General features: G+C 59.0%; 27 protein-coding genes. 19 read left to right on the forward strand and 8 right to left on the reverse strand.

Annotated features, from left to right (window positions below; translation table 11 throughout):
* Position 1 precedes the first annotated feature (1 nt).
* The 3 genes from RA26_RS17820 (at position 2) to RA26_RS17830 (ending at position 1,675) form a co-directional block, all read left to right on the forward strand.
* Complete coding sequence (locus RA26_RS17820) at positions 2-190, forward strand: hypothetical protein (protein WP_039185910.1); 189 nt, start codon at positions 2-4, stop codon at positions 188-190.
* A gap of 353 nt (positions 191-543) precedes the next feature.
* Positions 544-756 (forward strand): hypothetical protein, encoded by a 213-nt coding sequence (locus tag RA26_RS23105; RefSeq protein ID WP_206540443.1) that lies wholly within the window; start codon positions 544-546, stop codon positions 754-756.
* Between the two features lie 439 nt (positions 757-1,195).
* Positions 1,196-1,675: a coenzyme F420 hydrogenase/dehydrogenase beta subunit N-terminal domain-containing protein gene (locus RA26_RS17830; protein ID WP_039185911.1), complete on the forward strand. Its 480-nt coding sequence runs from the start codon at positions 1,196-1,198 to the stop codon at positions 1,673-1,675.
* 919 nt (positions 1,676-2,594) lie between these two features.
* On the opposite strand, the gene RA26_RS17835 is transcribed toward RA26_RS17830, so the two are convergent.
* Positions 2,595-3,464: a LysR substrate-binding domain-containing protein gene (locus RA26_RS17835; protein ID WP_052272478.1), complete on the reverse strand. Its 870-nt coding sequence runs from the start codon at positions 3,462-3,464 to the stop codon at positions 2,595-2,597.
* 119 nt (positions 3,465-3,583) lie between these two features.
* On the opposite strand from RA26_RS17835, the gene RA26_RS17840 reads away from it, so the two are divergent.
* From RA26_RS17840 to RA26_RS17875, 8 genes are all read left to right on the forward strand, one after another.
* Positions 3,584-5,125, forward strand: a complete 1,542-nt coding sequence (locus RA26_RS17840) for a trimethylamine methyltransferase family protein (RefSeq protein WP_039185912.1) — start codon at positions 3,584-3,586, stop codon at positions 5,123-5,125.
* Positions 5,126-5,141: 16 nt separating this feature from the next.
* Positions 5,142-6,233: an aminomethyltransferase family protein gene (locus RA26_RS17845; RefSeq protein WP_039185913.1), complete on the forward strand. Its 1,092-nt coding sequence runs from the start codon at positions 5,142-5,144 to the stop codon at positions 6,231-6,233.
* 372 nt (positions 6,234-6,605) lie between these two features.
* Positions 6,606-7,250: a TetR/AcrR family transcriptional regulator gene (locus RA26_RS22180; RefSeq protein ID WP_193747636.1), complete on the forward strand. Its 645-nt coding sequence runs from the start codon at positions 6,606-6,608 to the stop codon at positions 7,248-7,250.
* Positions 7,247-7,510 carry a hypothetical protein gene (locus RA26_RS17855; protein WP_039185915.1) on the forward strand — a complete coding sequence of 88 codons (264 nt, stop codon included), beginning with the start codon at positions 7,247-7,249 and terminating at the stop codon, positions 7,508-7,510. The genes RA26_RS22180 and RA26_RS17855 overlap by 4 nt, the downstream gene beginning before the upstream one ends.
* A 9-nt stretch (positions 7,511-7,519) precedes the next feature.
* Positions 7,520-8,686 carry an aromatic ring-hydroxylating oxygenase subunit alpha gene (locus RA26_RS17860; protein WP_039185916.1) on the forward strand — a complete coding sequence of 389 codons (1,167 nt, stop codon included), beginning with the start codon at positions 7,520-7,522 and terminating at the stop codon, positions 8,684-8,686.
* Entirely contained in the window at positions 8,683-9,573 is an 891-nt protein-coding gene (locus RA26_RS17865) for an ABC transporter six-transmembrane domain-containing protein (RefSeq protein ID WP_052272480.1), read from the forward strand. The genes RA26_RS17860 and RA26_RS17865 overlap by 4 nt, the downstream gene beginning before the upstream one ends.
* Positions 9,570-10,049, forward strand: coding sequence for a hypothetical protein (locus tag RA26_RS17870; protein WP_039185917.1), 480 nt, complete (start codon positions 9,570-9,572; stop codon positions 10,047-10,049). Before RA26_RS17865 ends, RA26_RS17870 begins: the two co-directional genes overlap by 4 nt.
* A 7-nt stretch (positions 10,050-10,056) precedes the next feature.
* Complete coding sequence (locus RA26_RS17875; RefSeq protein ID WP_039185918.1) at positions 10,057-11,118, forward strand: ferredoxin--NADP reductase; 1,062 nt, start codon at positions 10,057-10,059, stop codon at positions 11,116-11,118.
* A gap of 442 nt (positions 11,119-11,560) precedes the next feature.
* Here the strand turns inward: RA26_RS17875 and RA26_RS17880 are convergent, their stop codons facing one another.
* The 7 genes from RA26_RS17880 to RA26_RS17910 form a co-directional block, all read right to left on the reverse strand.
* Complete coding sequence (locus RA26_RS17880) at positions 11,561-11,959, reverse strand: RidA family protein (RefSeq protein ID WP_039185919.1); 399 nt, start codon at positions 11,957-11,959, stop codon at positions 11,561-11,563.
* Between the two features lie 307 nt (positions 11,960-12,266).
* Entirely contained in the window at positions 12,267-12,740 is a 474-nt protein-coding gene (locus tag RA26_RS17885) for a L,D-transpeptidase family protein (RefSeq protein WP_241482680.1), read from the reverse strand.
* Between the two features lie 71 nt (positions 12,741-12,811).
* Entirely contained in the window at positions 12,812-13,357 is a 546-nt protein-coding gene (locus RA26_RS17890) for a hypothetical protein (protein WP_152612656.1), read from the reverse strand.
* A gap of 18 nt (positions 13,358-13,375) precedes the next feature.
* Positions 13,376-13,918 (reverse strand): hypothetical protein, encoded by a 543-nt coding sequence (locus RA26_RS17895; RefSeq protein ID WP_152612657.1) that lies wholly within the window; start codon positions 13,916-13,918, stop codon positions 13,376-13,378.
* Position 13,919: 1 nt separating this feature from the next.
* Positions 13,920-14,804 (reverse strand): hypothetical protein, encoded by an 885-nt coding sequence (locus RA26_RS17900; RefSeq protein ID WP_039185924.1) that lies wholly within the window; start codon positions 14,802-14,804, stop codon positions 13,920-13,922.
* Between the two features lie 15 nt (positions 14,805-14,819).
* On the reverse strand, positions 14,820-15,728 hold the full coding sequence (locus RA26_RS22495) for a DUF4123 domain-containing protein (protein WP_082015869.1): 909 nt from the start codon (positions 15,726-15,728) through the stop codon (positions 14,820-14,822).
* 758 nt (positions 15,729-16,486) lie between these two features.
* Positions 16,487-17,053: a cupin domain-containing protein gene (locus tag RA26_RS17910; RefSeq protein WP_052254122.1), complete on the reverse strand. Its 567-nt coding sequence runs from the start codon at positions 17,051-17,053 to the stop codon at positions 16,487-16,489.
* Positions 17,054-17,197: 144 nt separating this feature from the next.
* Between RA26_RS17910 and RA26_RS17915 the strand changes: the two genes are divergently transcribed.
* The 8 genes from RA26_RS17915 to RA26_RS17950 all read left to right on the forward strand — a co-directional run bounded on the left by RA26_RS17915 (position 17,198) and on the right by RA26_RS17950 (position 26,456).
* Entirely contained in the window at positions 17,198-18,520 is a 1,323-nt protein-coding gene (locus tag RA26_RS17915; RefSeq protein ID WP_039185926.1) for an aspartate aminotransferase family protein, read from the forward strand.
* Positions 18,521-18,552: 32 nt separating this feature from the next.
* Entirely contained in the window at positions 18,553-20,064 is a 1,512-nt protein-coding gene (locus RA26_RS17920) for a CoA-acylating methylmalonate-semialdehyde dehydrogenase (RefSeq protein WP_039185928.1), read from the forward strand.
* 25 nt (positions 20,065-20,089) lie between these two features.
* Positions 20,090-21,205 carry an alanine dehydrogenase gene (ald, locus tag RA26_RS17925; RefSeq protein WP_039185931.1) on the forward strand — a complete coding sequence of 372 codons (1,116 nt, stop codon included), beginning with the start codon at positions 20,090-20,092 and terminating at the stop codon, positions 21,203-21,205.
* A gap of 69 nt (positions 21,206-21,274) precedes the next feature.
* The gene (dctP, locus tag RA26_RS17930) at positions 21,275-22,282 is read left to right on the forward strand and encodes a TRAP transporter substrate-binding protein DctP (RefSeq protein WP_039185934.1); all 1,008 of its coding nucleotides are present in this window, start codon (positions 21,275-21,277) and stop codon (positions 22,280-22,282) included.
* Between the two features lie 68 nt (positions 22,283-22,350).
* Complete coding sequence (locus RA26_RS17935) at positions 22,351-22,965, forward strand: TRAP transporter small permease (protein WP_193747638.1); 615 nt, start codon at positions 22,351-22,353, stop codon at positions 22,963-22,965.
* Entirely contained in the window at positions 22,962-24,254 is a 1,293-nt protein-coding gene (locus RA26_RS17940) for a TRAP transporter large permease (protein ID WP_039185937.1), read from the forward strand. Before RA26_RS17935 ends, RA26_RS17940 begins: the two co-directional genes overlap by 4 nt.
* 114 nt (positions 24,255-24,368) lie before the next feature.
* Positions 24,369-24,779 (forward strand): universal stress protein, encoded by a 411-nt coding sequence (locus RA26_RS17945; RefSeq protein WP_039185939.1) that lies wholly within the window; start codon positions 24,369-24,371, stop codon positions 24,777-24,779.
* A gap of 144 nt (positions 24,780-24,923) precedes the next feature.
* On the forward strand, positions 24,924-26,456 hold the full coding sequence (locus RA26_RS17950; RefSeq protein ID WP_241482681.1) for a recombinase family protein: 1,533 nt from the start codon (positions 24,924-24,926) through the stop codon (positions 26,454-26,456).
* Positions 26,457-26,466: the final 10 nt, after the last annotated feature.

Raw genomic sequence — 26,466 nt, forward strand, 5'->3', positions numbered from 1 at the left:
GATGAGCAACTACCGCCGCCCCTCGGACGGGATTGCTCAGCGCCCGATCCATATTGCCGCCGCGTTGGAGGAGCGCCAGGGCAAGCCGGTCATCGGCCATGACATCGCGCTTTACTGGCGGATCTTCAAAACCCTCGGAATTGCACCGGAAACCGAACAGGGCAGTTTGCTCTCCTCACTGAAAGACTGACCATGCACAAGATCGTTGCCCTCTGGGCCATTCCCAGCTCCAGTTTCACCGCCTTCGAATGGATGATTCAGCAACGCGGTAACCTTGTCTGCCTGCACGAACCTTTTGGCTAAGCCTGGTATTAGGGAGAGGACCCGCTCTGGCCGCGTTTCAGGAAGGGGGAAAAGACAACCCCCAACCTGACTTTGGACAGCGCTTAGGGCGGCATCCGGGATACGGGCGCGCAAGGGCCCGGTCTTCATCAAGGATTTTCCGCGTTACATCAATCACATGTGGTACGCGGCCCTCTCCCATTTCACCCATGCTTTTCTGATCCGCAATCCGGCTAAAACCATCACGTCTATGCACCACAAGTGGCCCGGCTGGAAGTCGGGTTCCCCGAGCAGCGGGCCTTGTTCGAATTGCTGACGGCGCTGAAAGGCAAAACTCCGCCGGTTGTCGACAGTGACGACCTGCTGGAATACTCGGAGGAGTTGGCACGCGCCTTCTGCGATGCAGTTGGCATCTCCTTCTCACAAGAGGCACTGACATGGGAAGCCGGAGGCGACCCTTTTGCTCACAACTGATGGGACGGAGGGTCGTTTCATGCAAACCTGGCGCAATCCACCGGCCTGACGCCGCAGAGGCGCAGGTACATCCGTCTTGAGGACACGCGGGAACGGGTCCAACGGGTACACCACCGGATGAGGCCGCACTACGATCACCTGTACAAACACCGCCTGCGTGTTCTGCAATCCGCCGGCTTAGGCAGGAGTATTTGGAGGATACGGCAGCGCGGGTCAGTGAAAGAAGTCGTCGAAGCCGGTCTATGCATCGGCTGCGGACTGTGCGAGGCCCTGACGCCTGAACGCTGGAAAGTGGCCCATACGCCGCAGGGCCGCCTGCGTCCATCCAGGATGGTCGCAGGATCTGATGCGGAGATACTGCAGGCCTGCACCGGGGCGGTTGCCCGCCCCAACGGCGAAACCGCCCCGCTCTGGGACGCAGTCTGGGGGTTACTACCGGATGCAGGAGGCCTGGGCTAGCGATCCTGACACCCGGTTCCGGGCGGCGGCGGGCGGTGTCCTGACCGCGCTTGCAGCACACCTGCTTCGGTCCAGCGAGGCACGTTTCATCCTGCATTGCGCCGCCGGCCCGCAAGCACCGATGCGATCGGTCTGGTGTCTCAGCGACACGCCCAGCCAGCTCTTGCAGCGCGCAGGATCGCGCTATAGCCCAAGCGACACACTGGCCGGGTTGCAAGCGGCGCTTGACCGCGACGAGCCTTTTGCCGTTATTGCAAAACCCTGCGATGCCGGCGCGCTGCGCGAAGTTGCTAAAACCGATCAGCGGCTGGCCAGAAACCTCGTGGCCGTGCTCGATGATTGCAAGCTGTCCGAAACATACGTCGCACTGTCCCGCTACCGGGGCCATGGCAACCCCGGACCGACAAGGATCGAAACGCGCGACGGCCGCGCTTTCCAGAAAACTCATGTCGAGATGTAGGCTGACGAAAGCGGCTGGCGAGCAACTTTGCCGCGCCGGGTGCGAAGCCGGGAGCCTCTCCGCCGACGCAGAGATCCCCCCGCCAGTTCGGCGCCTTTCAGCCGTCTCAAGTCCGCAAAAAGCACGCCTTGGCCGCGCCGCTTAGAGGTATGGCTGCCGCGGGCTCGCCGGTGTACCGGCATGAAGGCCTGAGGCTGGAAAAGCTCGACACCCGCGATGCCCAGGAGGAGGCGGGAACCCTGAAGCGTGTCCCCGATGGCAGGTTCTGTGAAAAACTTCCGTAGTGGGGGCCAGAGCAAAGGGTTTGACCTGCAATGAAATTGCTGCACGCCGCCCAGCAGCTTGCATTCAGGTTAGCCTTGATCCGAATTGATCGTTCTGGCGATGCGTTTCGGAAGTGCAGCCAAGGTCACATACCGCTTCGGTCAGTAGTGACGTTGGACCAGTTCTTCCCGATCATGTTGCACCCAGCATCCATCACAATAACCGCTTCCGGTTGGGTTGCTGGCATTGCTTCAGTCTCCTCAAAAGGAAACACGGTTCCGCACTGAGCAGGTTTACGATTTCAAGCCGTTTGTGCATTTCCAAGACAATTTCAGTTCGTTTTGCTTAGCAAAGCCGGATTAGCGGCAGAGCAGAAGGTTTTCGCGCAGCGCCCGCTCGCAGCTTTTAATAGCATTTCCGCAATTGCTCACAGCCGACATCGGTTTCAACGCAGAGCTATGGCGATGACGAAGAGATCCGCCGCCATGATCGGCCCAAAGCTGCCGTATGTGCGGCATTCAAATTGCTGCCGTGCGGCCCGCAATTTCGGACTTTCGCGGCCAGCGCGAAACCGTGCTGGGCCCGCACTCGCGCGATTGGAGACAAGCCTGTTCGCGTAAAAGGAAGAAGAAGCAATTCAGCAAGATGTGCCAGTCTATTGGGTTTGCAACCATCTTGAAAACACCGCGGCGCAGTCTTGGGAAGCCGCTTTGCGCGGGCGGACCAGAAAGTAGCCGTAGTCCTGCAGCATATACGGTGACAGGCGGAACAGTTTCTCCTCCTCCAATTCCCGTTCGATCAGCGTGTCCATCAGGGCGATCCCCTGGCCATCTGCAACCGCCTGAACACGCACATTGGGGTCAGGGATGATCAGCGTGTCCCGGCGCGTCCGGTGCGGCAGCCCCGCGGTATTCAGCCAGTCAGTCCAAGCATCGCTGTCATCATGATCACGCAGCAGCGTAAAGGTTGAAACCGCTTGCTCCCAGCCGAGCCGCTCCACCGTTTCCAGGGCTGCAGCGTTGCCTGCGGGAAAGGCCGGGCAAGGCAGGAACGGCGCAACGTCGCCATCCCCCCACTGCCCATTTCCCCAGCGGATTGCGATGTCAATGCCTTGCGCTTCAAGGTCGAACAGCCGGATCATCGGTTGCAGCCGGAGCTGGATATCCGGATGCGCCTGCATGAAGGACATCAGCCGCGGTGACAACCAGCGGGCGGCGAAATAGGTGGAGACACCCACCGTCAGGGTTTTGGCAGAGCCCCCTTTGAGGGCCAGAATACCAGCCTCGATCTCTTCATAATGGCTTTGACAGGCAGCCAGCAGCTTGACTCCGTCCGGCGTCATCTCGACCCCGCGGACATTGCGATGAAACAGCGCAAATCCCAGATCCGCCTCCAGCGTTTTCACCTGATAGCTGACCGCGCCCTTGGTCATGTTCAGCGCTCCGGCCGCATCTGAAAAACTGCGGTAACGGGCGATCTCAGCAAACAGGCGCAGGCTGTCGTGATGGCGGAATTCTATGGGCATGATGTAATTCGTATAAATTCCCTAGACGCTGCGGGCAAATTATATCGATTGCTGGCGGCTTAAATTCCCAAAAATATGGATCAATAAACACATTTCCAGGAGTTGCATCGTTGGAAAATATGAACGCCGACACCCATATCACTCAGCGCGGAAAGCCGCGCCGGGGGCGGCTGACCCGGCACAATGCGCCGCAGGCGGCACCGGTGTACAGGCGCCGTCAGATCCCTGCCTACGATCTGCTGGACGAGACCGCACTCCGGCGCATCGAAGCTCAGGCGGACTGGATCCTTGAGCATATCGGCGTCGAATTCCGCGGTGATGACACAGCACTTGCGCTGTTTGCCGCAGCCGGGGCACGCGTTGAGGGCGTCCGGATCCGCTTCGAACCGGGCCATGTGCGCCAGCTTTGCAAAACCGCTCCCGCCGAATTCCAGCTGCATGGCCGTGATCCCGCCCGCACGGTGACCTTGGGTGGCGACAACTTAGTGCTGATGCCCGGCTATGGCTCGCCCTTTGTCACCGACCTGGAGCAAGGCCGCCGCTATGCCACGCTGGAAGATTTCGAAAACTTCGTGAAGCTTTCGCATATGTCGCCCGCCCTGCACCATACCGGCGGCACCGTGGTTGAACCGACCGATGTACCGGTGAACAAGCGGCATCTGGACATGATGCTGGCGCATCTCACCCTTTCGGACAAACCCTTCATGGGCGGTGTCACTTCCCTGCAAGCTGCGCAGGAAAGCGTTGAGATGGCGCGGCTGGCCTTCGGCGCGGGATTCCTGGACCAAAACGCGGTGATGCAGGCCAATATCAACGTTAATTCGCCGCTGATCTATGACGGGGTGATGTCTGCCTCCCTGCGCATTTATGCAGCGGCCAACCAATGCGTCTGCATCTCGCCCGCCATCTTTGCCGGCGCCATGGGACCGCTCTCACCGGCAGCGGTTGCCGCCCAAACCCTGGCAGAGGCGATGGCGGGTATCGCCCTCACCCAGCTGGTGCGCCCTGGCTGCCCGGTCGTCTTCGGCAGCTTTCATTCTTCCATGAACCTGCGCACCGGCGCGCTGACTTTTGGCTCTCCGGAGGCGAACCTCACCACCATGGCACTGAGCCAGCTGGGCCGCAGGCTGGGGGTGCCGGTGCGGTCCGGCGGCGGTCAGGTCACTGCCTCCAATACCGCCGACGGCCAGGCGATGCAGGACAGCGCCGGTGCGATGTGGGCCACTCTCCTGTCCGGCGGGCATCAGGTCTGGCACGCGGCAGGCTGGCTCGAAGGCGGGCTGGTGATGTCCTACGAGAAGTTCGTGATGGACCTCGACCATTGCGGCGCCATGCTGAAGATGCTGCAGGGGTTCAGCACGGACGACGAGGCCTTTGGCCGCGACGCCTATACCGAGGCCGGACCGGGCGAGAACTTCCTGTCCACCAGCCACACCCTGCGCCACTACACAACCGCCAATTTTGAACCGCGGGTGCCCGAAGGCGGCCCCTTTGAAACCTGGGACGAGAACGGCCGCCAGACCGCTGATCAGCGGGCCGCGGCCCGATGGCGTCAGATGCTGACGGAATTTCAGCCACCGGAAATGCCAGCAGCCACCCGCACAGCCCTGAATGACTTCGTGGCGGAGCGCAAAGCCGCAATGCCCGACGAATGGTATTGAGAAAGGACCCTGAAACATGACCGAAGAACTGAACCGCACCTCGGCGCTTGCCTCCCGCCACATTGCCCTGGGATCAGGGCTTGAGGACTGGAACGGTATGGGCACCGCCTGGACCTACAGCACCGACCCGAACGATGAACACGACGCAGTGCGCGAGCGTGCCGGCATGTTCGATATGTCCCCGCTGAAGAAGGTGTTTGTCCGCGGCAAGGACGCGCAGGCCGTGCTGGATCACTTGACCACACGCGACCTGTCCAAACTGGCGCCGGGCAAAGCTGCCTACCTCTGCGTTTTGACCGAAGCGGGCGGCATTGCCGACGACGCCATTGTCTCGAACAACGGCGGCGATGAGTGGATGATCGTGCATGGATCCGGCGATACCATGGCGCTGCTGCAAGCCTCGGCAAAGGGCCGTGACGTCTGGCTGGAGTTCACCGACGACCTGCACGACGTCTCGGTCCAGGGTCCGGCGGCGCTGGACATCCTGAACGCCCTTTGCGACATCGATCTTGCCGGGCTGCGGTATTTTGAACACGCCCCGGCAACCCTGTTTGGCCACCCCTGCCGGATCTCGCGCACCGGCTATTCGGGCGAACGCGGCTATGAGATCTTTGCCAGCGCCGCAGTGATTATTGATATCTGGGACAAGCTGGCAGAGGCGGGTGTCATGCCGTGCTCTTTCACCGCGCTCGACAAGGTGCGGATAGAAGCGGGATTGCTGTTCTACGGCTATGACATGACCGAGGTGCACACTCCATGGGAGGTCGGCCTGGGTTTCACAGTCAGCGCCACGAAGGGCGACTTCCGCGGCAGAGAGGCGGTGATGGCGTCGAAGGGCCGCGAAAAGACTTCAAACGTCTGCCTCGATATTGATCATTCGGACATGGTGGCGGGCGGAGAGACCTTGCTGCTGGATGGTGAAGAGATCGGCGTGATCAACAGCCCCTGCTATTCGCAACGGATGGGCAAATCGCTGGCGCTGGCACATGTCCGCCCTGGGATCGACGCGGGATCGGTTCTGCGGCTTAAAAGCGAGACTCTTCAAACCGCCGCAACAGTGGTTGGCAGCCCGGTCTACGACCCGCAAAAGACACGGACGCATCAATAGCCTGGCTAAATATTCTGCTGGCGGGCGTGAGAGACATTGGTCCTATAGAAACTCTCGCCCGCCCTTCAGCATTTTGGCTCAACAAAGGCGCTTACCGGAGCTTTTGCCCCCTCCTTAACTGGTCGAAACGACCAGCCAAGGCCTTTCAGTGGACCAATTTATGCAGTTAGCACCTCACCGGCACAGCCGACCCATAGCTGACCGTCAACAGCCTGTATCAAGGCCGTCATGCAGCCCGCTTTTGGGGACCTTGGCTCATCGTACAGCATTGCAAGTAAACAATTTTCGACAGCACACGGCGGAGCCGTCAATCGCAATTTCTGGGGAGGCTTGCTGAGGCGCAAGGACAGAGCGAACGTATATTTTTCAATATTGACAATCAATCCAACACCATTATTGTCAAAAGTGACAATTAATGGAGCTGCCATGCCGCGCCCTAGTTTGAAAGACCAGCGTTCCGAGGAAATCCTAGACGCCTACCTGACTTGCGTTGCCCGCTTTGGGCTGGAAGGGGCAACACAAGAACGGATCGCCGCAGAAGCCGGAGTTAAGCGCCCGCTTCTGCGTCACTACCTCGGCAATCGTGATCAAATGGTTGCTGCTCTGAACGCTCATGTCGTTGAGACTTTCAACGAGCTGACGGATACGCTGGCTGTTGCATTGGCCGGCGCACTAAACGCGGATGACATGGTTGAACTCTTGTTTACTGAGGATGCAGTCAATGATCCCAGGCTACTGCTCGCCTGGCAGGGGCTGTCAGTCTCCTCAGGCGAGAACCCGGAAATGCGGGCTGACCTGCTGGACAGCCTCGAGCAGTTTCTGAAAGTGCTTAGCGACACTTTGCACCGGATTGTGCCCGCGGCAGCCCCCGCAAAGACCCGGGCTGTGGCACAAGGTATCTCGTCATGTTTCGTGACGCTCGATTCCCTTTCACCGCTTTCACCACCCGCGGAATGGCGGCGGGAGCTGAAACAGGCAGCCCTGCTTCTGGCGCGCACTTTGGAGGTTCCGGCATGAACCGCCAAAGGATTTTGAACTACATCGCCTTTCCGATCCTCGGGGCTGCTGCAGTTCTTGGCATCTATTGGATTTGGGGGCTTTTGTTTCTGTGGTGGCTGGTCCCTGCTGTGATAAGCGGGCAAGCCCATTTCGTTTTTGAAGTCAGCCGCAGCAAGGATCCTCTGCTGTTCTGGGCAGTGGTAATCCTCTGGGCTTTAGCCGGGGTCATGATGATCGCGGCCAGCCTGTACCCGCAATACGCCCCATGGCTTGTCTGAGGCAGCAAAATGACCCGTATGTATCACAACCTCCCCGTCTCCGCTTACACGTCGCAGGAATGGTTCGACCATGAACAAGCTCTGATCTTTTCCCGCAGCTGGCGTTATGCCGGGCTTGCAGAAGATGTGCCGGAGCCTGGCCACTACATCTCAGTTCAGGCCGGGCTGAACAACCTCTTCATTGTGATGGGCCGCGACCGCCGTCTGCGTGCCTTTCACAACATCTGCCGCCATCGCGGAACCCAGCTGATCCGGGCTGTCGGCAAATCGCAGAAGGCGCTGACCTGCCCCTATCACGACTGGACCTATGATCTGGAAGGCAACTTGATCTCGGTTCCCGACGAGGAGCGCGAGTATCCAAACGGTATCGACAAGAGCTGCCTTGGCCTGAAGCCTGCAAGTGTCGACGTCTGGCGCGGCATGCTGTTTGTGCATCCGGACCCGCAGGCCTCCAGCCTGACGCAATGGTTCGGTGCTGTGGATCCGCATCTGGGTCCTCATAAGCCCGAAGAACTGGCGGAATACACCGAAGCGCGCAATTCTTACGAGATCAAAGCCAACTGGAAAATCGTCGTAGAAAATTACATCGACGTCTATCACCTCAGCCATCTCCACGCGAACACGCTGCACATGTACGATCATTCTCAGGCTGAATACGGCTGGGTAGGGCCGCACTACCATTTCTGGGAACCTCCCAGCGAGGCCTATGGCAAGGAGCTGGAAAAAAACCTGCCAACCCCGCGGGTGATCCCTGAACCGCATCGCGGCACTTGGGTTCCAATGCTGTTTCCCGGCATCGGCATCGGTGCCAGCGAAGACAGCTGGAACCTGTTCACTATCACTCCTTTGGGCCCGGAACTGACGCGGGTCGAAAACCGCACGAAACTCGCCAACGTCTCAGACTGGGACTACAGCAAGCAGGCTTGGAGCAGCCACAGTTTCTGGAAAGACTTCGGCGGCGCGAAATACGAAGGGGATGACGTTTCGGACGAAGATGACCCAATGGCGTCGGGCGATTTCACCGCCGAGGACATCTATGCGTGCGAGCAGCAGCAGAAATCTCTGCAAAGCCCCTATTTTGAGGTCGGCCCGGCGGCCGCGGGCGAAAGTCCGGTCACCCGGCACCAGCAAGCTGTGCTGGACTTCATTGCAGCGCAGGAGGCCCGAAACGCATGAGGTCCTCTACAAGGCGTCCCTCTGGACGGCTGACAGGCAGGCCGCTCACCCTGCAAGGGCTGCTGGGGGCTTTCTGGCCGCAGGTCAGTGTCACCTGGGGACTGACCCTGGCCGAAGTGATGATGTTCGCGCTAATCCCCTTGCTGATAGGGAAGGCCATCGACGGGCTGCTGGCCGCAAATTTCGAAGCGTTCATCCAACTTGGTGCGGTGTTGGGCGGGCTTGTCCTCCTTGGCACCCTGCGCCGGGTGTACGACACCCGCGCCTATGGCGTTATGCGGGTCGAACTCGGCAAAGAGCTAGCAAAGAGATCGGGAGGCACTCCTGTCACGCGGCTTAACGCGCGACTTGGCATGGGGCGCGAGCTTGTGGATTTCCTGGAATCCGAGGCTCCTCAGAGCATGACGGCAGTTATCCGGGTCCTTGCCGCAGTTGTCATTCTGGCAGGTTTCCACCCAGTGCTGGCATTGGCTGCGTTGGCGGCGTTGGCAGCAACCATGCTGACTTATACACTGGCGCACAAAAGGTTTTTCCGCCTGAATGCAGCTCTCAACGCGCGGGCTGAGCAGCAGGTTGGCGTGCTGGAAACCCGATCGCCCCCGCGGCTGGGGGCGCATCTTCTTTCATTACGCAAATCAGAAATCCGCATCTCTGACACCGAGGGCCTGATCTACGGAATGATCCTCGCCGCCCTCCTCGGCATGGAGATGTTCAACCTTTGGTTTGCGACCCAATCGCTGGGAGTCTCTGCTGGCGGCGTGTTTTCTATCGTCACCTACAGCTGGGACTTCGTTGAAAGCGCTCTGATCCTGCCGATGACCCTGCAAACGCTTTCGCGCCTGTCCGAAATCACTGCACGCATCAACAAAATGGAGGCCGCTGAATGAAACGCGTCACTGCTACCGCAATCGGAACTTTTCTTGCTGCCGGGCTGGCAATTGCAGCCCCTAGGGGCACGCCTGAAGACCTAGTCAAACGCCATTATTCTGCAATCTCGGTGCCTGCCGCGCACTGGCACGATTGGCACCCGGAAGCCACCCATAGCATTATCGTTCAATTGGGCACGGGCGCACCAGACTGGAAATTCAGCTATTCATTGTCCGAATGGGAAGTTCAGCCCAACTGGACCGAGGACCCCAGGCTCATGGAAGCCATGCAAGGCTATAAGGAAACCGGCCGATCCGAAGCGGTGCTGGAAGTTACCCCAGAAGGCAGCGCAAGTGTCATTACCGCCCGGACACAGGTCAGCTATGTCTGGGGTAAATATGATGGGGTGATGACCCAGACCGACCGCTTTGACATCACCACTCTTGCTGGGCGGCCTCTGATACGGTCGCTGACTTCCACGTATGACTACCGCTGAGGCCGCAATGAATACCCGATTTCATACCCTTACCATTGCAGGCATCCGCCAGGAGATTGGCGGCAACGCCGCCAGCGTTACCTTTGCCGTGCCGCCGGAGCTGAACGAAACCTTTAGCTGGAGAGCCGGGCAGCATTTGCCCTTGCGGTTTAAGATCGACGGCAAAGAACACCGCCGCTGTTACACAATCTCCAACCCGCCCGGTGCTCCTCTGCGCATCACGGTCAAGCGGCTCAAAGACGGTGTGGTTTCGAACCATATCGCAGACAGCCTAAAGGCCGACCAATCCGTGGAGGCGATGCCGCCACTAGGGCAGTTTTCTCTCCAGCCCGACCCGATGGCGCGCCGCACCCACTATTTCTTTGGCGGCGGCAGCGGAATTACGCCCCTGTTCGCTATGATCAAAGAGCTCCTGGTGCATGAACCGCATTCAGTTGCCCACCTGATATTTGGCAACAAAACTGCTGACACGATCCTTTTCCGAGAGGAATTGGACGCACTCGCCGACGAACACCCGGATCGATTCACTCTGCGTTATATGCTCTCGTTACCGTCGATGTGGAGCTGGTTTTCCCCCTGGCGCAGTGGCCGTATCGGTGCTGAGGCCATCAGTGCAGCCTTCGCGGAAACCCCGCCGGTGGCGCAGGACGTAAGATATTGGATCTGCGGCCCGGGGGCGATGAACAAAAGTGTGCGCGACGCTTTGATGGCACTGGATGTGCCTGCAGGCCGCATTCGCCTGGAGAGCTTCGGCGGTGGTGAAATGGAAACCGTTACCGCGATCAAAGGCATTGCCACCACAGCCTCATTTACCCTGAACGGCAGCCGCCAGAGCATTGCGGTGGCCGAAAATCAGACATTGTTGGAGGCGGCGCTCGCATTCGGGCTGAAACCTCCCTACAGCTGCCAGTCCGGGGTCTGCGGTGCTTGCAAGGCGCGGCTTAAATCAGGCAAGGTTCGCATGCGAACGCAAATGGCTCTTACCGAAAGAGACATTGAGCAAGGAGACATTCTCACCTGCCAAAGTCTCGCCAAAACGCCCAAACTAGAGATTGAGTTTCCATGCTAACGTGCCAAATGAGGGGTCTCAATCCTTTTTCGGTCCGCTGCACATTACCCCACGCGAGATCCCTGACAGCCGCGCCTCATCTTCCGGCTCCCATTTCTGACGCAGGCCACGCACATAATCCGCGTCACTCTTCAAACGGGACACCCTTTTCGTGTAGTGCCACGCGCGCAATACGACTGTAGACGCTGAATTGGTAGCCAAGTAGCACAACAGGTTTTCTCATTCTTCCAGGATTAGCTATCAGATGCTCGCGCTGAAAGAGCCACGTGCAAATGGTTGCGAACGAAGTGCCACCTGAAACAATTTTCGCCGCACCTGGACTGCAGGCAGAACGCGGGCGGAGCCAGGTCGCGAACTGCAGGGCCGGGGTATTCCGTTCTGGAACGGCCATTCGCGCGGCGCGCGATGAGACCCTGGTCCGATCCCATTCATGCCCCAAAAGTTAGCTTGGCTCCATGGCGGCCACCACCTTGATCTCGACGACCACGCCCTCCCTGCGCAATCCTGCGACCTCAACCGCTGTCCATGCGGGAAAGGGGGCCGAAATATATTTGGAACGGACCGCGCAGAACCTATCGAAGTGATCCCGAAGGCCGACATGATAGGTCGTCATCTCGACAATCGAGTCGAAGTCCAGTCCGGCTTCCCGAAGGACTGCACCGATCTTCTCGAATGCCTGCCGGAATTGCTCTTCCAGATTCTCTGGCGTCTCGCCGTCCTGGCCGCTTCCAGTCATGCCCGTCACAAAGACATGGTTGCCAGAAATGACCCCCGGTGAAAGCTTGATCTGGTCAGCCGTTGCCCGTGACTCTCTGGCCGGAAAGAGTGCGCGCCGCGCCATGTTCCCTCGCTCATCCGGTGCGGCATCAGAGTGTCTGACCGCTCTTCCTTCGTCAACGGCAGCTTTGTCCCGCGCTCAGGGTGAGTTCGTGCCCGATGCGGCGAAATTGGGCTGCGAGCCCAGAACGGCCACTGCCCATGTCAGCCCCCTTGCTGCCGCAGCATATCCTTGCCCGAATTTCGTGCAAGGCACTTCGCCATTCCGTTGTGAGTGCGAAGTACTGTGGCAGCCTTGCCGAAAGCGGGCATCCATGAACCATACAGGCGCCTCTCAACTCACGATCTGTCAAACGTCTTGAAAGCAGGTATCACGCTTCAATGCGGATAGGCGTACCGGTCGGAACCAGAGACCATATCTCCTGCATTTCCTCATTGGTCACTGCAATACATCCGTTTGTCCAATCCCATAGCCGGTGCCATCCTCCCAGACCGCCCCATCCATTGAGAATGCCGTGGAGCATGATGTTTCCCCCTGGCGAAATGCCCCGCGCGGCAGCCTGGTCGGCATCTTCCTGATTTGGGTAGGAAATGTGCAAGCTGAGATGCGCAATGGAATTGTCGTTGCGCCAATCGATCACATAAGAGCCTTCGGGGGTCCGCTCATCGCCTTCCTGCGTCTTGTGCCCCTGGGGATGGGCACCGAGAGACACTTTGTACACCCGGATGAGGCTGCCCTTTTGCAGCAGGGTCAGCGTCCGCGCGGTTTTGTCGACGACAATCATGTCTGCCTGCTGGCCGGGGGCGGCCATGACCGGCGGGCTGCCGGAGCCGATGCGGATCATGACTTGCGTATAGGCGATCAGGCCGCCGGCACACAAACAGAGACAACCAAAAAAGACTATAGCCCGCCGTATCATAGCGGTGAAATCCTGGTTCGCCGGGACCCGCCATCGCCGGTCGGAATGCGGTCTGGCAGAAGTTCCAGACGCCACTGGGTTGCATGCGGCGGAGCAGGCAAATCAAAGCGTTCCTCCATCGACCAGCCGCAGGTCATTGACTTGCCCGGACGGATCAACTCCACCCAAAGCCAATATTCCTCGGCTGCATCCGGGTCCGGAACTGCCAAACGTGCAGCAATCCGGCCATCGCGCGGCGGCGGTCCGTCATGAAACCATTGGTCAATAGTGCGGCCAACCGAATAAGCCCCGAGCAGTAAGGTGTCATCAGCACTTACCGGGAACGGAAATTCTATGTTGAATTCAATGTCGCGGAAGGGCGCAGCGGGAGCAGCAACCGGGCGGCGCTCATAGCTGGAGACCACCTCTGCCCATTCGGCTGGCTCGATCTTGTGGCAGGCGTTCTTAATAGCAAAATCATTCATGAACCGGTTTCCTAGGAAAAAAAGCATTGCACAGATACTGCAAATAGCACCGGTCCAAAAAATACTGCGGCGGCTCATGAAGGCTTTCGTTGCCTCTCAATCCAAGGGGGAAACCAGCGTTGTCCGGAACCCGCCGTCACTGGTTGGAACCCGCTCAGGCAAGAGCTTGATCCGCCAGCTGCTTGCGTGCGGCGGAGGCGGCAGTTCAAAGCGTTCTTCCAAACTCCAGCGGCACACAGTGGACGTGCCAGGACGCAACAGCCGTATTCCGAGCCAAAAAACCTCCGCCGAAGAGTTTGCGGCAACGGCAAGGCGTGCGTGAATACGCCCATCGGCAGGGATGTTGCCGTCAAAGACAACATGGTCAATGCCACGACCGTCAGCGTAGGCGTTGAAAATCAGAATATCGTCCGGTTTCAAGTAAAACGGAGGATCAAGAACAAACTCCAGATCGCGGAATGGGGCCGCTGGTTTGGTGATCGTTTGACGCTGAAAGTTCGCTGCCAACTCATTCCATTCAGCGGGTTCAACATGGTGGCAGCGGTCTAGTGGGGCGGTATCATCCATAAATTGACTTCCGGCAAAAGTAAGAACAGCAAAACATGTGAGGGTGGCAACAACCAGTCGGGAGCGGGTCATTCTAGCTAGGCTCCAACGTGAACACCCCCGAAGGCTGATCTTCCGGCGTACTCCCGCTTATTGGCAAGGCACGTGCTCCATTCAGCCGCCACAAGGCATAGTCATTAATTCCTTCCGCTTCACCACCATCTGCGATCACGGGTATCCTTCCTGTACTAAGGCCCGGGTGCGGATAGGCCTCGTGATTTGGCGGCAAACCGATACGTTCTCCTTCGTGCCCTTCGCGGGCCCTGCTCATTTGCATGGCAATTTCTTCATGCCGGGAACGGTCGCGAACAACATTTCCGTAGTTCGTACGCCGCTTGAATGCTCTCACCTGCACAGAGAAATGATCAGCGAGTTCCTGTCCGTAAGTCCCCATAGCCGTCCGGCAAGCATAGGAAAAGATCTTCCCGTCTTGAGCGAACAGATCAGCAGGCAGGCCTGTGAAATGATGTATCCGTACATTCATCCAATCGCCTCCCCAGTCGTCGTAGTTGAGCGACAAATAGCTTGGCAAACCATGGCAATACAGAGCCAGGTTCTTGATCTCATGCCGTTCTGAGCCCTCGCCCCGTTCCCGCAAAAGAGAAGTAAGGTCTGAAACAGAGGTCATGGGTACAACCCGAACCCCCAGCGTCTCCTTCAGATAGTCCAGATTGAGCAGCTCCCAGCGGTTGTAGCCCCGGTTCACATAACCAATCGTTGTCCGGTCTGCTGTTGTCCATCCTGGAGGCACCCGCACGCCTGATGCGGTTGCGTAGCCGCAGGCCAGAAACATCAGCTTCAGCTGGAAACCGGCACGTTCATACTCAAATTCTGAACCGATAATGACAATGTTTTCTGTCTTGGGCGGGCAATGTGCGCAATCGTCACCTGCTTCGCCCCGTCCAAACTGTTCCGCCATGATGGCCTCTCCCGGCTATTCAGCTGCAACCAAGCGGGCGCGTGCCAGCAGGCGGCGGGCCGCGCTGACATCGTCCGGCGGCATAGCATCCCCCCAGGCCACTAATGTTTCCTGGCTGAAATCTCTTCCCGCCGACCGCAGCAAAATACCTGCACGCACAACATCCCAGATTGCGCCCTCCCGCCGGTACCCGGCTTGGCGTGCGGCATTGCACATATCCTGCACCTCTTGCTGCGTGAAGATATCAAACAGTGGCCCCTCTTTGCCCAGGCCAGTGAAAACGCGGTTTGTGAAGTTCTGCCATCGCGCTGTCCGGAAGAGCGGGCGGTAGGCATCGATGCCCCGTTCCGGCAAAGGGCCTGCCGTCACGGGGTCGGGCAGTTCCACTTGTGCGATGCCTTCAGACGTCGGCCAGATAACAGCTGCAATATCTTCCCCAAAGCGCCAAGCAACATGAGAAGGATCCTGTGCATGCGAGGCCCAAAGGGATTCCGCCGTCTGCGGTTCCCAAAAGCGCAGGAAATATGCCTGGCCTTGCGCATCTGTCACACGGCTTAAACGCCTCAGATGCCGTCTCAGGTCCTCCGGGCTGCGCCGGGGGCGGAACAATATGCCGGGCCAAAATGTCCACCAGTGCCAGGGCGCAGGCCCTTCGGTGAATAAGTATTGCAAGGCTTTCGAATCCGGTTGCAGCCCCCCTATCCAAGGTGCGCAATCACCGAGATGTTCTTTGGCCTTTCCTTGCCACAGGCAACTTGCCGTTTGGGAATCCGCCTGCAGCAGTTCCGGGACCTGATGGTTGGCAGCAGCGTCAAAAACAGCCACGACACTCCCGTCCTCAAGGTTCATCGCAGCTAAATGCGATGCGCTCAACGGTTCGTTCGGCGCAAGGGGGGAGAAGATTGCTTCGCTACGTATCAGCATGTTTGATCCGACAACAAAAATTTGTATCTTTCAGGAAAAGAACCTGAGGCTTCCAAGCCTCAGGCCGCAAATGAGCAATGTATACAACCCATGGCGGTGACGGGCAACATTGACGCACCCGTCTGCTTTGAATTGCAGTGGCGCAGCATGGTCACTTTCAAGGCAATTCAAATAAACTGGCTTTGCAAAGTCGGCACCCTCGCATAAAGCTGCTGCTTCTGAGTGCCGATGCCGCGTATGCGGCGAAAGCCCGCTTTGTCCCGTCACTGAAAGTCCAAGCCCGACCAGGCGAACAGCCTCTGTCACGGAGATCAGCCATTCAGGTCGGGCGCGGCGAACTTGCGGCATGAGCCCTATCCGGACCTGTCAGAATTGTGCTGCACGTGCAAAGTGGAAGAATTTTTTTGCGCTGGCATGGTAAACCGGCCTGCGGTGCAGCGGAGATCTCAGCCATTCACGCCGGGTGCAGCGGAGTTGAAACTGTGAAACTGCACAACGCGCGCAAAGCCGCCATTGGCCGAAGCAAGTCCGGAGCAAAGCCGTCGTTCGCCCCGCCTATAGCCGTCGCGGTGCAGCTTGGTCAGACAGCCGTTCCTGTGCCACGCAGCATCCTCAGATAACCGGAGCCCAGGCTACGTGACATAGTTAAAGTCGGCACAATTCTATGAACTCTCTGAAACCAAAGGTTTGGACACAGGGGCCGAAACCACCTGAAAAAATCATCTTGGAACATCGTTGCCCCGGACACTCGCCCCGGCCTAGAACGATGATGGCGTACACGCGCTGATGACTTTGCACACCTTGTCCCCGGCGTTGCGGAACCGGTGTGGCAGGATGCTGGAAAAGTAATAAGCGTCTCCTGGGCCTAGAATTCGGGATTGTCCATCTACCGTTACTTCCAGACGCCCCTCAATTACGACCGCACATTCTTCGCCCTCATGCGACAGGGCTCCACGGCCTGAGTCTGCACCGACACCGTACTCTTCAATCAGCATCTGCAGCTTTCGATTCCGCCGCTCACCTGCGACCAGCAGGTAGGATACGCCCGGCGACCCCAGGTCCCGCATGCCGCTGTGAGGAAAGAAAAAGTTGTCCTCGTTCTTCAGTTCGAAGCTGAAGAAAAAGCCCAAGTTAACATCGACACCTGCGAGAATTTTCTTGAGCAGAGCCACTGAAGGCTGGGTTGATCCGCTCTCGATCTGAGAAATCGTACCGCTTCCCACCCCCGCGCGCTTGGCCATCTCGCGTTGGCTGAGACCTTTTGAGGTTCGAATCAATCGCAGGCGTCTTGCGGTTTCCAGATCGGGTGCCGAAGAGTCGCCCATTGTGATTTCCTGCTTCTGATCGAAAGCACCTTAGGCCGGCCCGATCAGTTTTTCAATGACTTACACATTCCTACAAAGCCGGGTGTGCGAAAAGCTGAAACTTTGCAAGTATCTCTCATCAAATAATAATCTGCCTTGCGAGGAATGGACATGCCCGTTCAGTCAAATACCATGTCGTCTTTCTGGATGCCGTTTTCGGCCAATCGTGATTTCCTTCGCGAGCCCCGCATGATCCAGTCTGCCGAAGGGATGTATTACACCAGCTCGGACGGCCGCCGGATCATGGATGGCACCGCGGGGCTGTGGTGCGTCAACGCAGGCCACCGTGATCCGCTGATTGTAGAGGCAGTGCAGAAGCAGGTTCACGAGCTGGACTACGCTCCGAACTTCCAGTTTGCCCACCCGCAGGCGTTCGAGCTGGCGGGCAAGCTGACGGCGATGATGCCGGACGGGATGAACCACGCGTTTTTCACCAACTCCGGGTCTGAATCCGTCGACACCGCGCTCAAGATCGCGCTGCATTACCACCGGATGCGCGGCGACGGTGCCCGCACCCGTCTGATCGGGCGTGAACGCGGTTATCATGGCACCGGCTTCGGCGGCATCTCGGTCGGGGGCATCGTGAAGAACCGCATGCATTTCGGCACGCTTCTGACTGGGGTTGATCACCTGCGTCATACTCAAGATTTGGAAAAGAACGCATTCACCCGCGGCTGCCCCGCGCATGGCGCCGAACTGGCCGATGATCTGGAGCGCATCGTGGCACTGCACGATGCCTCGACCATCGCGGCCGTCATCGTCGAGCCGATGGCAGGGTCCACCGGTGTGCTGCTGCCGCCCAAGGGGTATTTGCAACGGCTGCGCGAGATCTGTGACCGGCATGGCATCCTGCTGATCTTTGACGAGGTCATCACCGCTTTCGGCCGGCTGGGTTCAGCGACCGCGTCGGAATATTTCGGCGTTAATCCGGACATCATCACCACTGCCAAAGGGCTGACAAACGGCGTCATCCCGATGGGGGCGGTCATCGTGTCCGACGCAATCTACAACTCTGCCATGGAAAACGCCGATGCGCCGATTGAGCTGTTCCATGGCTACACCTACTCGGCCAACCCGGTGTCCTGCGCAGCCGCACTGGCCGCGCTGGAAAGCTATGAGCAGAACGACCTGTTCCGCCGCGCGGCACTGCTGTCGCAGCCTTGGGAGGATCAGCTTCACAGCCTGAAAGACCTGCCCAATGTCATTGACATCCGGAACCTGGGGCTGGTCGGCGCCATCGAACTGGCCCCGCGCGAAGGCGCGCCGGGTGCGCGGGCCTATGACGCGATGAAACGCGCCTGGGACGCTGGGATCATGATCCGTGTGACCGGCGACATCATCGCACTTTCTCCGCCGCTGATCATCTCGGAACCTGAAATCAACACGCTTGTTCAGACACTTGGCAAAGTTCTGGCTGAGCTTCCGTGACCTTTCCCCTCTAAATCCAAAGGACTGCAATCATGAAAGATGCTGCCCCGATCGCTTCGATCGGCCACTATATCTGTGGCCAAAACACAGTTCCCGACGGCGAAAACACCCAGGCTGTCTATAACCCTGCAACCGGCGAACACACCGGCGATGTGTCCCTGGCAACCGTCGAAACCGTGAACGCTGCGGTTGCTGCGGCCAAGGCGGCCTTTCCTGCGTGGTCGAACACGCCGCCGATCCGCCGGGCCCGGCTGATGAACAATTTCCTGGCGCTGGTGCGTCAGCACAAGGACGACCTGGCCCGCGCCATCACTGTCGAGCACGGCAAGGTCTTCACCGATGCCCAGGGCGAGGTCGAGCGCGGCATTGATATCATCGAGTTTGCCTGCGGCATCCCGCAGCTCCTTAAGGGTGATTACACGGAGCAGGTGTCCACCGGCATGGACAACTGGACCACACGCCAGGCCCTGGGCGTCGTGGCCGGGATCACGCCCTTCAATTTCCCGGTCATGGTGCCGATGTGGATGTTCCCGATCGCCATCGCCGCAGGCAATACCTTCATTCTGAAACCGTCGCCGACCGATCCTTCGGCTTCGCTGCTCTATGCCGACCTGATGAAACAGGCAGGCTTCCCCGATGGCGTGTTCAACGTCGTTCAGGGCGACAAGGTGGCCGTGGATGCGCTGCTTGAAAATGACGACGTCAAGGCCGTGTCCTTTGTCGGCTCGACCCCGATTGCCAACTACATCTACGAAGTCGGCGCCCGCCACGGCAAGCGCGTCCAGGCCCTGGGCGGGGCCAAGAACCACATGCTGGTGATGCCTGATGCCGACATGAACAAGGCCGCCGACGCGTTGATCGGTGCAGCCTATGGCTCGGCCGGAGAGCGCTGCATGGCCATCTCGGTTGCTCTGCTGGTTGGCGATGCCGCGGACAAGCTGATGCCGGTGCTGAAAGAACGCGCCGAGACCCTGAAGATCAAGAACGGTCTCGAACTGGACGCAGAAATGGGCCCGATCGTCACCGCCGCCGCGCGCGACCGGATCAAGGGCTATATTGATAGCGGCGTCGAAGAAGGCGCCAACCTTATGGTCGATGGCCGCGGCTACACCGTCGAAGGGCACGAAGGCGGCTATTTCCTGGGCGGCACCCTGTTCGACCACGTCACCCCGGACATGAAGATTTACCGCGAAGAGATCTTTGGCCCGGTTCTGGCCTGTGTCCGCGTGCCGAACTTTGCCGAAGGCCTGCAGCTGATCAACGACCACGAGTTCGGCAACGGAGTGTCGCTGTTCACCCGGGACGGCAACGTCGCGCGTGAGTTCGGCAAACAGGTTCAGGTCGGCATGGTCGGCGTCAACGTTCCGATCCCGGTGCCGATGGCGTGGCATGGCTTCGGCGGCTGGAAAAAGAGCCTGTTCGGCGACATGCACGCCTATGGCGAAGAGGGCGTCCGCTTCTACACCAAGCAGAAGTCCATCATGCAGCGCTGGCCTGAAAGCATCTCGGAAGGTGCTGAATTCGTCATGCCGACGGCCAAGTAAGCCTCTCATTCCTGGAGTGAAAACGATGTACATTGGCGTACCCAAGGAAATCAAAAACCACGAATACCGCGTCGGGCTTACGCCCGAGAGCGTGGCTGAGCTGATCACGAACGGTCATGCGGTGCTGGTCGAAACCGGTGCGGGTCTGGGCATCGGTGCGGATGATGATGCCTATCGTGCTGCTGGTGCGGAGATCGCGACAAGCGCAGCCGAGGTGTTTGCCCACGCCGAAATGATCGTAAAGGTGAAGGAGCCGCAAGCAGCGGAGCGTGCGATGCTGCGCGAAGGGCAGATCCTCTATACCTATCTGCACCTGGCTCCAGATCCGGAGCAGACCAAAGATCTGGTGAACTCTGGCGCGGTCTGCATCGCCTATGAAACAGTAACGGACGACAATGGCGGTCTGCCGCTCCTGAAGCCAATGAGCCAGGTTGCAGGCCGGATGTCGATCCAGGCCGGTGCCGGTGCCCTGGAAAAGGCCCAGGGCGGGCGCGGGGTTCTCCTGGGCGGTGTGCCTGGGGTGAAGCCCGGCAATGTTGTTGTCATCGGCGGCGGTGTTGTCGGTTTCAACGCGGCGCAGATGGCCGTTGGCCTGCACGCTGACGTCACCATTCTGGACCGTAACCCGGCCGTTCTGGAAAAGCTCGAAAACCATTTTGAGGCATCCGCCAAGGTGGTTTACTCAACCCAGGCCGCGCTGGAGGAAGAGGTTTCCAATGCCGACCTCGTGATCGGGGCGGTTCTGATCCCCGGCGCCGCCGCACCCAAGCTTGTTTCGCGTGATCTGATTGCGAAAATGAAACCCGGTGCAGTGGTCGTGGATGTTGCCATTGACCAGGGCGGCTGCTTTGCGACCTCCAAGTCAACGACACACGCAGACCCGACCTATGTCGTTGATGATGTTGTGCATTACTGCGTCGCCAATATGCCCGGCGCGGTGGCCCGGACTTCGGCCTATGCGCTGAACAACGTGACCCTGCCGCATGCCATCGCCATTGCGAAAAAGGGCTGGCGGCAAGCGCTGGCCGACAACCATCACCTGCTGAATGGCCTGAACGTGGCCTACGGCGAGGTGACCTGCAAGGCCGTGGCCGATGACCTCGGATACGGCTTCGAGGACCCCAGAAATTTGCTGACTTAAGCAAATCCGCGCCCGCAACAGAATACCGTTGTGCGGGCGTTGTTCGTCAAACAGGAGGAGAACTACCCGATGAGTTTCAACAAGTTTACCAAAGGTCTGGCCGCTGGCGCGCTGAGCACTCTGATGTCGACCGCGGCTTTCGCCGAAGACATGACCCTGCGTTTTGCTGGCGTGTTCCCGATCGACCACCAGGGCACAAAAATGATGGAACAGGTTGCCGCAGATGTTGCAGCAGCCAATGTTGGCCTGAAGATCGACGTGTTCCCTGCAAACCAGCTCGGTTCCGGTGAAGCCTTGTTCGAAGATGTCGCCCGCGGCAACATCGATCTGGCTTCCGCTTTTATCTACGCCGACACCGATCCGCGCCTTGAGTTCCTGTCCATGCCGTTCCTGCTTGGAGGATGGGATGACATGGAAAATACGCTGCTCAACATGGATTCCGAGTTCAACACCATCCTGCAGGAGATCACCGACGAATACGGCGTCCGGGTGATGGCTCAAAACCCTGAAGGGTTCATCGGCATCGTTGCTTCGCAAGAGCCCCAGAACTGGAGCAGCTTTGAAGACAAAGGCATGAACATTCGTGTCTGGTCGTCCAGCGTTGTGAAGTCGATGGTTGAAGAACTGGGCTACCAGGCAACAACCATGGCATGGGGGGACATCTTCCCCGCGCTTCAAGCCGGTATCGTCGATGGTGCGATCTGCTGCACCAAAACCGCGACCTACTCCATCTTCGCCAAGTCGGATGTCGGCACCCACTTCGTCGAGTACAACTCGATCTCCGAACTAACAACGTTCTATGCATCGCAGCGGACGCTGGACAAGCTGAATGACGCACAGCGTGACGCGTTGCAGGCAGCTCTAACCAAAGCGTCGAATGATTTCTTCAGCTACAACCGAGAAAACGACGAGGTTTTCGGTCAGAAGCTGCTTGATAAAGGCTACACCATCCTTCGCCTGAGCGATGAAGAACAGGCTGCGATGGCCGCGCATGTTCAGGAAACGGTCTGGCCGCAGATGGCAAAAAGCGTTGGTCAGGACATCATCGACCGCCTGCTGGCAGCCAAGAACAAATGATCAGGAAAGGGGCCGGCAGACCAGCTGGCCCTTTTTTGTTCTTGAGCGAAACAATGGGAGGGAGAAAGATGTCCGTTTCGGTAAGCGAACAACCACCAGCCGCCGGGAACGAAGTTCACGGCATTCGGAACAAAATAACCGACGAATTGCCGGTCATCATTGGCTACCCGATGAAGGCGATCGCATTTGTCATGAGACAGATTGTAATGGTGTCAGGGTTCCTGATGGCATTCACCTTTGGCGCGGTTGTTGTCATCAGATACGGCTTTGGCGGCGATCTTTTCGCCTACGAAGAATGGCTTTTGGGCATTAGCATCGTGGGCTTCTTTGCAGGTGCTGTTCTGGCCTCTGCGCGCAATCTGCATATCAACGCGGATATTCTGGGCATCGTCATCCAAAACCCGCGGATGATCTGGTGGCGCGGGTTCATCGTGCTGACGGTCGAGTTGCTGGTGATCCTGTTTCTAATGTACGCGTGCTATGTCTCGCTGCTTGACGACTTCTCGTTCCCGCGGCTGCGCGCAACCCCTGTGCTGCGCATCCCCTTTGTCACCTGGCGGATCGGGATCATGGCCGCCTTTGGCTTCATGGCGATGTTCACCACCGCGTATCTGTACGTGCATATCCGTCAGGGTCTCGGTCTCCCGCTCAAATCAGCTGCTGCCAAGGAGGCCGCAAAATGATCATCACCGGTAGTCTTCTTATCGTCTGCGCCATGCTGCTTCTTGGGGTCAGCGTTTTTGTGGCCTTCGGGGCCGTCCTGATTTTCATTGCCATGGTCGGTGATCAGTCGATCACAGGGTATTTGCCGACGGGGTCCACGGGAATCCGGTCGCTGGTTCTGCTGGCCATCCCGCTGTTCATGATTGCGGGCGGCATCATGGAAAAAGGCCGGATCGCGGCGCCTCTGGTTTCACTCGCCGAAATGTTCATCGGCCATATCAAGGGCGGGCTGAGCGCTGCGGGCGTCCTGGCCTGCGGGGTCTTTGGCTCGATTTCCGGCAGCGCCAACGCCACCCTGACCTGCATCGGCGGCATCATGATGCCGCACTTGAAAAAGGCCAACTATCCCGGCGGGCAGTCGGCCGCTCTGATCGTGGCAGCAAGCCCTCTGGGCCTCCTGATCCCGCCAAGCTCGTCGCATATCCTGTATGGCTGGGTGGCACAGCAGCACGTGCTGAAATGCTTTCTGTCCACCGTGATCCCCGCGTTCATACTGATCACCCTGCTGATCGTCGTGAACCAGTTCATGCTGCGGAAATACGATGGCATTAACCTGACAGAACGCCCCAGGCCTTTTCTGCCCACCTTTGGCCGCCAGGCGCGCCTGGCGGGACCTGCCCTGATGATGCCGCTGATCATTCTGGGGGGAATCTACGGCGGTATCATGACCCCGACCGAAGCCGCCGGTATCGCCGTGGTCTATTCGATCCCGATTGCGATCTACTTCTACCGCGGCCTGACCTGGAAAACGCTGGCTCAGACCATCCAGAATTCCGGCGTCACAATCGGTGTGGTGATGGTCATGATCTTCATGGTGCTGATCGTGTCGGACAACCTGATCTCGCAGGGCGCACCGCAATTGGCCAAAGATCTGGTTTACTCCGTATCTGACAACCCGATTGTGATCCTGCTGATGATCAACATCGTGATGATCCTGATCGGGATGCTGATGGATGATATCTCGGGCCTGCTTCTGGCGACCCCGATCCTGTTGCCCATCGCGCAGAGCACCGGAATGGACCCGATCCATTTTGCTGCCGTGATCGGCGTGAATCTGGGCATGGCCAACATCACACCACCCACGGCGCCGCTTCTCTATCTTGGTGCCCAGGTCTGTGACGAACCGGTCTCGCGCATGCTGTGGCCGACGCTGATCTTCATCGTCTTTGCCTGGCTGCCGACGCTGATGCTGACGACCTTTGTCCCGGAACTGGCGCTCTTCCTGCCCGACCTCCTGCTCAGCAAATAAGGGGGCCACCTATTCCTGCGCCCCCCGGACCGGGGGCGCTCCCCTGCCGGCGGCGGATGCCGGACAGGCAGCCGCGAACCTTCAGCCCCAGAAACTGAACACAAGAGGAATACCATGTATAGCAACATACTCGTAGCGCTTTCCCTGGAACATGGCATCAGCGAACAGGCACTCTCCACGGCACGTGCGCTTCTGTCCGAGGGTGGAATGATCACCGCAGCCCATATTCACGAGCCGCCGAACAAGCAGATCATGTATTACATGGAGCAAAATGTTGTCGAAAAATCCTACCAGAAAGCCCAGGCAAGCCTGGCTGACCGGTTGCAGGGAGAAGCGGATGTGAACTCCGTCATTCTGGAAAGCCAGTCAGCGGGCCGCGCGATAACGGAATATGCCAACAAACACAAAATCGACTGTATCGTCCTTGCCTCGCACAAACCCGGGATGAAGGAGTTCTTTCTGGGTTCGACCGCCGCGTTCGTCGTTCGCCATGCTCATTGTTCGGTACATGTCCTCCGTCTGTAACGGCTGATAATGGCCGCAGATCGAACAGCCAGCCCTGCGCAAATGGTTTGCAGTCAAAACAGGGTTGGAGCTTACTTAGGAGCGCCGGTTGGACCATTTGGCTGCCACCTGATTTGGGGCAACTAGAAAATGAGTGTGCCTGCGATGCTCATCGGAGCGCTGTCCGCAACTGTCGCATGGTCGTGTCGCGATATTCTGCCCGGTCTTTTGGGGGTGTGCGAACAGAAGGGGTGGCAGGTAACGGAAGTTTTCACGGATCACGCGCTCAGCGGCAAGAATGCCCTGCGTCCGGGATACCAGTACCTGATCCAGGCTGCAGAACGTGGCGGGAACGACGTCATTGCCGCCGAGAGTCAGAACCGGCTCTCGCGGGACATGGCGGATTCCGCAAGCCTGCTGAAGCGCATGAACTTCTTCGGAGTCAAGATCCACACGGCTTCGGAGAATGAGCTGGATGACATGAAGGTCGGGATCGGCGGGCTGGTGTCCACCATGTTCCTCAGGGACTTGGCCCAGAAGACACGGCGCGGGCTGGAAGGACGCATTGCCAGGGGCAAATCTGCTTGCGAGATTGCCTACGGCTACCGGGTGAAGCGTGAGATCCTGCCCGACGGCACGGTCAGCACCGGCGACCGGGAGATCGAGCCGGACGAGGCCGCCGTCATCACCCGGATCTTCCAGGATTACGCAGACGGCCTTTCCGCGCGCTCAATCGCTGCCGCGCAGAACGCCGAAGCAGTGCCTGCTCCCCAGAGCGGCAAGGGCACCGGAGTCTGGAACCCCTCAACGGTCTCCGGGCACATCAAGCGCGGCACCGGTATCCTGAACAACGAGCTGTACATCGGGCGCCTGGTCTGGAACCGGCTGACCTATGATACCAACCCGGACACCGGCAAACGCTTGTCACGCCTCAACCCGCCCGAAGACTGGAAGATCGAAGAAGTCCCACAGCTTCGTATTCTGGATGATCAGCTCTGGCAGGCGGTGAAGACGCGCCAGGGGGAGGTGCGGCAAGCGATGAACCCGGCGGGTGTTCTGACGGAACGGCCGAAGCTGGAACGCGCGCGCCGCCCAACCTACCTGCTGTCAGGCCTCCTGCGCTGCGCCTGCTGCGGCGCCAGCTACACGCTGATCAACAAGACACGCTACGGCTGCGCAGGTGCCCGCACCATGGGCGCTGCGGTCTGCACCAACCGCGCCACCATCGGCCGGGCAGAAGTGGAAGAGCGGGTGCTTTCCGGGCTGAAGCAGCGCCTGCTGGCACCGGACCTGCTGGCGCAGTTCGCGGAGGGTTACCGCAAGGCGTTCAACGACGCCGCCACGGGGGCCTGCCAGGACCGGCAGAAGGCCGAACGCTCTCTCAAGAAGGCGGAGAGCCGGATCTCAAACATCCTGACCGCTATTGAGGACGGCATGTACACGGCCTCGATGAAGGACAAGATGTCTGAACTGGAGAGAGAAGGCCCGCCTGAAGGCGGTCATCGCGGACAACCCGGAGCCCACTGCCCTGCGGCTGCACCCGAGCCTGTCGTCCCGGTACCGGGAGCTGATCGAAGATCTTGCTGGCGCCCTGAATGCACCAGAGGTGCGGCGGGAGGCGACGGGGTCGCTGCGGGCACTTATTTCGGGGGTTCGGGCGGTTCCGGACACGGATGCGCCGGGCGGCCATCAGCTTGAGCTTTTTGGA

Origin of the sequence: Leisingera sp. ANG-M7, assembly GCF_000813965.1 — a bacterium.
In the GTDB taxonomy this organism is placed as follows: domain Bacteria; phylum Pseudomonadota; class Alphaproteobacteria; order Rhodobacterales; family Rhodobacteraceae; genus Leisingera.

What these genes read in the sequence shown, in the direction of transcription:
- RA26_RS17820 (WP_039185910.1), top strand. Translation starts at nt 2, where the DNA reads ATGAGCAACTACCGCCGCCCCTCGGACGGGATTGCTCAGCGCCCGATC.
- RA26_RS17830 (WP_039185911.1), top strand. Translation starts at nt 1,196, where the DNA reads ATGCAGGAGGCCTGGGCTAGCGATCCTGACACCCGGTTCCGGGCGGCG.
- RA26_RS17835 (WP_052272478.1), bottom strand. Translation starts at nt 3,464, where the DNA reads ATGCCCATAGAATTCCGCCATCACGACAGCCTGCGCCTGTTTGCTGAG.
- RA26_RS17840 (WP_039185912.1), top strand. Translation starts at nt 3,584, where the DNA reads ATGAACGCCGACACCCATATCACTCAGCGCGGAAAGCCGCGCCGGGGG.
- RA26_RS17845 (WP_039185913.1), top strand. Translation starts at nt 5,142, where the DNA reads ATGACCGAAGAACTGAACCGCACCTCGGCGCTTGCCTCCCGCCACATT.
- RA26_RS17855 (WP_039185915.1), top strand. Translation starts at nt 7,247, where the DNA reads ATGAACCGCCAAAGGATTTTGAACTACATCGCCTTTCCGATCCTCGGG.
- RA26_RS17860 (WP_039185916.1), top strand. Translation starts at nt 7,520, where the DNA reads ATGACCCGTATGTATCACAACCTCCCCGTCTCCGCTTACACGTCGCAG.
- RA26_RS17865 (WP_052272480.1), top strand. Translation starts at nt 8,683, where the DNA reads ATGAGGTCCTCTACAAGGCGTCCCTCTGGACGGCTGACAGGCAGGCCG.
- RA26_RS17870 (WP_039185917.1), top strand. Translation starts at nt 9,570, where the DNA reads ATGAAACGCGTCACTGCTACCGCAATCGGAACTTTTCTTGCTGCCGGG.
- RA26_RS17875 (WP_039185918.1), top strand. Translation starts at nt 10,057, where the DNA reads ATGAATACCCGATTTCATACCCTTACCATTGCAGGCATCCGCCAGGAG.
- RA26_RS17880 (WP_039185919.1), bottom strand. Translation starts at nt 11,959, where the DNA reads ATGGCGCGGCGCGCACTCTTTCCGGCCAGAGAGTCACGGGCAACGGCT.
- RA26_RS17885 (WP_241482680.1), bottom strand. Translation starts at nt 12,740, where the DNA reads ATGATCCGCATCGGCTCCGGCAGCCCGCCGGTCATGGCCGCCCCCGGC.
- RA26_RS17890 (WP_152612656.1), bottom strand. Translation starts at nt 13,357, where the DNA reads ATGAGCCGCCGCAGTATTTTTTGGACCGGTGCTATTTGCAGTATCTGT.
- RA26_RS17895 (WP_152612657.1), bottom strand. Translation starts at nt 13,918, where the DNA reads ATGACCCGCTCCCGACTGGTTGTTGCCACCCTCACATGTTTTGCTGTT.
- RA26_RS17900 (WP_039185924.1), bottom strand. Translation starts at nt 14,804, where the DNA reads ATGGCGGAACAGTTTGGACGGGGCGAAGCAGGTGACGATTGCGCACAT.
- RA26_RS22495 (WP_082015869.1), bottom strand. Translation starts at nt 15,728, where the DNA reads ATGCTGATACGTAGCGAAGCAATCTTCTCCCCCCTTGCGCCGAACGAA.
- RA26_RS17910 (WP_052254122.1), bottom strand. Translation starts at nt 17,053, where the DNA reads ATGGGCGACTCTTCGGCACCCGATCTGGAAACCGCAAGACGCCTGCGA.
- RA26_RS17915 (WP_039185926.1), top strand. Translation starts at nt 17,198, where the DNA reads ATGGACATGCCCGTTCAGTCAAATACCATGTCGTCTTTCTGGATGCCG.
- RA26_RS17920 (WP_039185928.1), top strand. Translation starts at nt 18,553, where the DNA reads ATGAAAGATGCTGCCCCGATCGCTTCGATCGGCCACTATATCTGTGGC.
- ald (WP_039185931.1), top strand. Translation starts at nt 20,090, where the DNA reads ATGTACATTGGCGTACCCAAGGAAATCAAAAACCACGAATACCGCGTC.
- dctP (WP_039185934.1), top strand. Translation starts at nt 21,275, where the DNA reads ATGAGTTTCAACAAGTTTACCAAAGGTCTGGCCGCTGGCGCGCTGAGC.
- RA26_RS17935 (WP_193747638.1), top strand. Translation starts at nt 22,351, where the DNA reads ATGTCCGTTTCGGTAAGCGAACAACCACCAGCCGCCGGGAACGAAGTT.
- RA26_RS17940 (WP_039185937.1), top strand. Translation starts at nt 22,962, where the DNA reads ATGATCATCACCGGTAGTCTTCTTATCGTCTGCGCCATGCTGCTTCTT.
- RA26_RS17945 (WP_039185939.1), top strand. Translation starts at nt 24,369, where the DNA reads ATGTATAGCAACATACTCGTAGCGCTTTCCCTGGAACATGGCATCAGC.
- RA26_RS17950 (WP_241482681.1), top strand. Translation starts at nt 24,924, where the DNA reads ATGCTCATCGGAGCGCTGTCCGCAACTGTCGCATGGTCGTGTCGCGAT.